Below are 4,119 nucleotides of genomic sequence, written 5' to 3'. Positions count from 1 at the left end.
GAGCCCCGCCGCGCGCACCGGGCCGGGCAGGGCGGCCGCCGCGGCGACGCCGTCCGACAGGCCGACCGAGGTGTCCAGGGCCGAGCTCACCGTCAGCCCGACCGCGTACCGCTCGCGCAGCTCCTCGGCGACCTCGAGCAGCCGCCGCACCCCGCCCAGGGGCGCCACCTTGACCACGACCACGTCGGCCGCGCCAGCGAGCGCGACGGCCAGCGGGTCCTCGGCCCGTCGGAGCAGCTCGTCCGCGGCCAGCGGCACCTCCAGCCCCGCGGCGGCCAGCGACGTCCGCAGCCGCACCATGTCCTCCAGGCCGGCGACGGGCTGCTCGGCGTAGTCCAGCCCAGGTCCCAGCACCCGGGCGATCCCGCGCAGCGCGTCGAGGGCCTGCGCGGCGTCCCAGCCGCCGTTGGCGTCCACGCGGACCCGCCCGCCGGGCCCGAGCACGTCCCGCACCGCCGCCACCCGGTCCAGGTCGTCGGCGAGCACCTGCCCCCGCTCGGCCACCTTGACCTTGGCCGTGCGGCAGCCGGGGAACCGGGCGAGCACCGCGGCCACGTCGGCGGCGGGCACGGCCGGGACGGTGGCGTTGACCTCGACGCGCTCGCGCAGCGGCCGGGGCGGGCCCAGGTAGGCGGCCTCCAGGCAGGCGGCGAGCCAGCGCGAGGACTCGGCGTCGTCGTAGCCCTCGAACGGGGAGAACTCGCCCCACCCGGCCGGCCCGTCGACGAGCACGGCCTCGCGCACGTCGATCCCCCGGAACCGCCGCGCCATCGGCAGGGCGACGACGTGGACCTGCGAGGGCAGCGGGAGGTCGGGGGCCACGGCGGCCAGTCTGGCCGGGGCCCCGCGCCCTAGGCTCCCCGGGTGCCCGCCCTGGCTGACGTCTCCGACACCTTCGACCCGGCCGCCTGGCGCGAGGTCGACCCCGCGGAGCTCGGCCGCGAGGCGCTCACCGACATCACCTACCACCGCTGCGTGCTGCCCGGCCCGGTCGCCGGGACCGTCCGGGTCGCGTTCGACCGGCCCGAGGTGCGCAACGCGTTCCGCCCGCACACCGTCGACGAGCTGTACGCCGTGCTCGACCACGCCCGCCGCACCCCGGACGTCGGCTGCGTCCTGCTCACCGGCAACGGCCCGAGCCCCCGCGACGGGGGCCGGGCGTTCTGCTCCGGCGGCGACCAGCGGATCCGGGGCCGGACGGGCTACCAGTACGCCGACGGCGACACCGCGGACACCGTCGACGCCCGGCGGACCGCGGCCGAGGGCGGCCGGCTGCACGTGCTGGAGGTGCAGCGCCTGGTCCGCACCATGCCCAAGGTCGTCGTCGCCGTGGTCGGCGGCTGGGCCGCGGGCGGGGGCCACTCCCTGCACGTCGTCTGCGACCTCACCGTCGCCAGCCGCGAGCACGCCCGGTTCAAGCAGACCGACGCCGACGTCGGCTCGTTCGACGCCGGCTACGGCTCGGCCTACCTGGCCAAGATGGTCGGGCAGAAGAACGCCCGCGAGATCTTCTTCCTCGGCCGCACGTACGACGCGGAGCAGATGCAGCGGATGGGCGCGGTCAACGTGGTCGCCGACCACGCCGACCTCGAGGCCGAGGCGCTGCAGGTGGCCCGCGAGGTCAACGGCAAGTCCCCGACCGCGCAGCGCATGCTGAAGTTCGCCCTCAACCTCACCGACGACGGCCTCATGGGCCAGCAGGTGTTCGCGGGCGAGGCGACCCGGCTGGCGTACATGACCGACGAGGCGGTCGAGGGCCGCGACGCCTTCCTCGGCAAGCGCGAGCCGGACTGGTCGCCCTTCCCCTGGTACTACTGACGTGGCCGACGACGAGCGCGCCGGCGACGAGGGCGCGGCCGTGGTGGACCGCGAGGCCGCCCGGGTGCTGCTGCTCGACGGCCGCGGCCGGGTCCTGCTGTTCCTGGGCCGCGACCCCGCGAGGCCCGACGACGGCACGTGGTGGTTCACGCCCGGCGGCGGTGCCGAGGACGGCGAGGACCCCGGGCAGACCGCCCGCCGCGAGCTGTGGGAGGAGACCGGGCTGCGGGTCGACGCCCTCGAGGGCCCGGTCGCGGAGCGCACCACGGAGTTCGGCTTCGACGGGGTGACCTACCGCCAGCACGAGCACTACTTCGTCGCCCGGCTCGGCGACGCCGAGGTCGTCACCGCGCCGGCGGCGTACACCGAGCTGGAGGAGCGGGCCGTGCTGGGCTCCCGCTGGTGGGGCGAGGCGGAGCTCCGCACCACCGACGACGTCGTGCACCCCGGCTGGCTCGGGGCGTGGCTGTCCGCCGAGACCCTCGGCCGGGCGGGCTGACGCCCGTCCCCCCGTCCGTCGAGGCCCGGTGGTCGGCCGCGCAGGGTGGCCCGCCCACCTCGATGACCCAGCGCTGACCGGTCGTGACACTGCGGGGCGACCGTTCCGTTACCGACGTGATGACGAACCGTTACCCGGGATCACGGTCCCGGGTTCGTGGCGGCCCCCGGGGGTTCCTACGCTGGGGGGGTGGACATCCTGCTCGCTGCCGCGGTCGTCGCTGCCGCCGTCGTGGCGTGGACGGCGTGGGAGGCCACGATGGTCTCCCGGCTCGCCCGGGACACCCGTCCGCTGCCCCGCCGCAACGCCGCTGTCGCCGGGGCCCACCGGCTGACCGTGGTCGGTCAGCTCGGCCTCGTCGCCCTCGCCGCCGTCGCGGCGGGCCTGGTGCAGGTGCCGCTGTGGTGGAACCCCTCCGCGGTCGCCGCCCCTGCCGTGGGTGGCGCGGTCACCGTGCTCCTGCTCGTCGGCGCGGGCGCCGTCGTCTGGTGGGCGGCCCGGCGCGGCCACCGGCCCCAGGACCGTCGCGCCCTGCTCGCGGTCGCCGCCACCGCCGCCTCGACCGAGGTGCTGCTGCGCGGCTTCGGGCTCGGACTGCTGGACGAGACCGGCTGGTCGGTCACGGCCGCGGTGCTCGTCACCTCGCTGGCCACCGGCCTGCTCCAGGCCTGGCGCGCCCGGCGCGGCAGCCGCGGCTACGGCTTCGTGCTGGCCACGCTCCTGGGCTTCGGCTTCGGCCTGCTCGTGCTGCTCACCGGCAGCGTCGTCGCCGCCGTCGCGCTGCACGTCGCGGTCGCCGCCGCCGGGCTCGGGCGCACCTTCCCCGCCCGCAACCACGCCCCGGGCTGCGCGTGCGGGCACGACCACGGCGAGACGAGCTCGCTGCCCGTCGTCGTCCCCGGCCCCGCGGCCGCCGGCACCGGTCCGGCCGCGACCGGGTCCGCCGGTACCGCCGTGCCCGCCGGGTCTGCCAGTTCTGCCGTACCCTCCGGCGCGCCGGCCGACGGGACGGCCCCGGCGGTCACCGACGTCCGCGACGGAGTCACGGGGCACGCCCACGCGGGCCACTCCCACGCCGGCGGCTCGCACGCCGCCTGCGGGACCACGTGCGACCACGCCGGCTCCCCTGCCTGCGCGGCCTGCCCGCTGTCCGCCGCCCGGGTCTGAGCGCCGGGGTGCCCGCGCAGGGTCGCGCCAGGCGGTGACCGGCCGCCCGGTGCTCCCGGTGCCCGTGGTGGGCGCCGACGGCGGACCGCTCCTGGCCCCGCTGCGCGCCGCGCTGTCCGGGGCCGGTCCCGCGGTGGCCCCGCACGCGGCAGGCAGGGAGCCCTCCGCCCAGGCGGTCGCCCCGCTGCGCGAGGACGAGGACGGCGCCGAGGACCCGGTCGCGGCGGTGGTGTCGACGACCGGGTCGACCGGCCGCGCCAAGCACGTGCTCCTGGACGCCTCCGCCCTCCTGGCCGGCGCCGCCGCCACCCACGACGTCCTCGGCGGGGCCGGGAGCTGGCTGCTCGCCGTGCCGGCCCACACCGTCGCCGGGGTCCAGGTGGTCGTCCGCTCGCTGGTCGCCGGCACCAGGCCCGCCGTGCTCGACCTCGCGGGCGGCTTCGACCCCGCGGCGTTCGCCCGCGAGGCGTCGGCGCTCGCCGGCCGCGCGCGGGGCCGCCGGTACACCTCGCTCGTGCCCGCGCAGCTGGACCTGCTCCTGGAGGCCGGCACGGCGCAGCCGGAGGTCCTCGAGGCGCTGCGCGGCTTCGACGCGGTCCTCGTCGGCGGGGCCGCGCTCCCGCCGGCCGTGCGCG

General features: G+C 78.2%; 5 protein-coding genes. 4 read left to right on the top strand and 1 reads right to left on the bottom strand.

Features of this window, described 5'->3' with window-relative positions:
- Positions 1 to 822: o-succinylbenzoate synthase (locus WCS02_RS18270; RefSeq protein WP_340295718.1), on the bottom strand; the 822-nt coding region annotated here is incomplete at its 3' end.
- 42 nt (positions 823 to 864) lie between these two features.
- On the opposite strand from WCS02_RS18270, the gene WCS02_RS18265 reads away from it, so the two are divergent.
- From WCS02_RS18265 to WCS02_RS18250, 4 genes are all read left to right on the top strand, one after another.
- Positions 865 to 1,818, top strand: a complete 954-nt coding sequence (locus tag WCS02_RS18265; protein WP_340295717.1) for a 1,4-dihydroxy-2-naphthoyl-CoA synthase — start codon at positions 865 to 867, stop codon at positions 1,816 to 1,818.
- Between the two features lies 1 nt (position 1,819).
- Positions 1,820 to 2,317 carry an NUDIX hydrolase gene (locus WCS02_RS18260; RefSeq protein ID WP_340295716.1) on the top strand — a complete coding sequence of 166 codons (498 nt, stop codon included), beginning with the start codon at positions 1,820 to 1,822 and terminating at the stop codon, positions 2,315 to 2,317.
- Positions 2,318 to 2,506: 189 nt separating this feature from the next.
- Positions 2,507 to 3,484, top strand: coding sequence for a CPBP family glutamic-type intramembrane protease (locus WCS02_RS18255; RefSeq protein ID WP_340295715.1), 978 nt, complete (start codon positions 2,507 to 2,509; stop codon positions 3,482 to 3,484).
- A gap of 34 nt (positions 3,485 to 3,518) precedes the next feature.
- On the top strand, positions 3,519 to 4,119 hold a 601-nt coding region (locus WCS02_RS18250; protein ID WP_340295714.1), incomplete at its 3' end, for an AMP-binding protein.

Origin of the sequence: Aquipuribacter hungaricus (assembly GCF_037860755.1) — a bacterium.
Lineage (GTDB): Bacteria > Actinomycetota > Actinomycetes > Actinomycetales > JBBAYJ01 > Aquipuribacter > Aquipuribacter hungaricus.
Note: the sequence above shows the minus strand (reverse complement) of the source record. Positions and strands in the feature narration are given on the sequence as shown.